This is a genomic window from Pseudomonadota bacterium (assembly GCA_034660915.1).
GTDB lineage: Bacteria > Desulfobacterota > Anaeroferrophillalia > Anaeroferrophillales > Anaeroferrophillaceae > DQWO01.
Genome location: JAYEKE010000217.1, coordinates 1 through 1707, shown reverse-complemented (window position 1 = coordinate 1707; position 1707 = coordinate 1). Strand labels below are relative to the sequence as shown.

The following is a 1707-nucleotide window of genomic DNA, read 5'->3' as shown; positions in this document are numbered from 1 at the left end:
GAAAACAGGGGACAGACCACGGTTTTGAAACATAAAGGGTTCAGGGTTCCACATTTTGACAAAGTTTCAGGCATTTGTCGCGGTCGATTTTGCCGCTGGCTTTTTTGGGCAGGGCACGCAGGAATTTGATGGTTGAAGGGAGCTTATGTTTGGGAAGTTTCGCGGCGCATCGGCGTGTTATGTCTTCAGCGGTAAGATTGCCGTCAGCCGGGACGACCAGGGCGATGAGGCGATTGCCCAGCAGGGGATCGGGGATGCCGAGGACCGCGGCTTCGATAAGTTGTCCCTCAGCCAGCAGGATGTCTTCGATTTCCTGGGTGTTGATCCGGTGGCCGCCGACTTTGAGCTGATTGTCCCGGCGGCCGACCAGAAAAAAGAAACCCTCGGCATCAACGTAGCCCTGGTCACCGGTATGATAGCCGTGTTCGTCCAGTTTTTTCGCGGTTGATTCCGGATCCCGCCAGTAGCCGGCCATAATGTTGGGACCGGTGGCCACCAGTTCCCCGATTTCGCCGGTTTTCAGCTCCCGGCCCTGTTCATCGAGAATTTTCAAGCAGACGCCGGGAATGGCTTTGCCGATGGAATCGATTTTAGCGGCAAAAGAATCCGGTTCGAGGTAGCTCAGCCGGGCTGAAGCCTCGGTGGCTCCGTACATGATGCAAATGTCGGTATGGGGAGGAAGGACGCGGCGCAGTTCCTCCTTCACGGTTTTTGCCATGTGGCCGCCGGCCTGGGAGCAGTAGCGCAGGCTGGGAAGCTGGTCTCGATACTTTTCCAGAGGTGAGCGATGCAGAAGATAGGCGTAAGTTGACGGTACCCCGGAAAATCCGGTGACTTTTTCTTCCGCCATCTGTTTAAGGACGGTGGCGGGAAAGGCAAATTTATTGTTGATGACCACCCGGCCGCCGACGGCGAAATGGGTATTGAGCAGTGATTTGCCCATGACGTAGAAAAAAGGCAGAACTACCATTTGAATATCGTCGGCGGTGATCTGAAGGTACCGGCAGATGGAGCGGGTGTTGCCGGTGATGTTGCCGTGGGAAAGCATCACGCCTTTGGGCCTGCCGGTGGAGCCGGAGGTGTAGATGATTGAGGCCAGCCGGGTTTCGGAAAAGGTGAGATTCGGATTGGTGTCATTCTCATCGGTAAGGATTTCATCCCAGGAAAAGATGGGAACGGCCGGGGATGATTGGAAAAGTTTCGGTTGTTTGAGTAGGAGAGCAAGGCCGGTATTGAGATTTGTGGCCTGCAACAGTCGTTCGAAACGAAAATTGGAGATAAGGATTTTTGCTTCCAGCTCGGCCAGCAGCGGCTGCAGGGTATCCGGTTTCAGATCGGTGCTTAAAGGCACGGCAACCGCCCCGGTTTTCAGGATGCCGTAGTAGCTGACTACGTATTCCAGCGAATTTTCCAGCAGGATCGCGACGCGGTCGCCGGGAGCGACGCCGTGGTTGATGAGCCAGTGGGCCAGGCGGTTGGCGGCGGCGTTGATCTGGAAATAGGAAGCCCGGACGTCTTCGTGAACCAGGGCGATCTTATCGGGAAAGTTTTTGGCGCCGGACTCAAGGAAGTGATGGATGAGAGTTGGGGAATTCATTGCGTTTTATGATCACCGCAGAGGGAAAAGAAAGGGGTCAGGTCTTGCAATGCCACATGGAATGGACAGCCTAGGTGACAAAAAACCGTGGTCTGTCCCCTATTTTGTTT

At 54.9% G+C, this 1707-nt stretch carries 1 protein-coding gene; it reads right to left on the bottom strand.

Annotated features, from left to right (window positions below; genetic code table 11):
- Positions 1-40: 40 nt before the first annotated feature.
- Positions 41-1597 carry a class I adenylate-forming enzyme family protein gene (locus U9P07_12020; GenBank protein MEA2110130.1) on the bottom strand — a complete coding sequence of 519 codons (1557 nt, stop codon included), beginning with the start codon at positions 1595-1597 and terminating at the stop codon, positions 41-43.
- Positions 1598-1707: the final 110 nt, after the last annotated feature.

Excerpts from the sequence above, each read along its gene's own strand:
- U9P07_12020 (MEA2110130.1), bottom strand. The coding sequence starts at position 1,597 with ATGAATTCCCCAACTCTCATCCATCACTTCCTTGAGTCCGGCGCCAAA.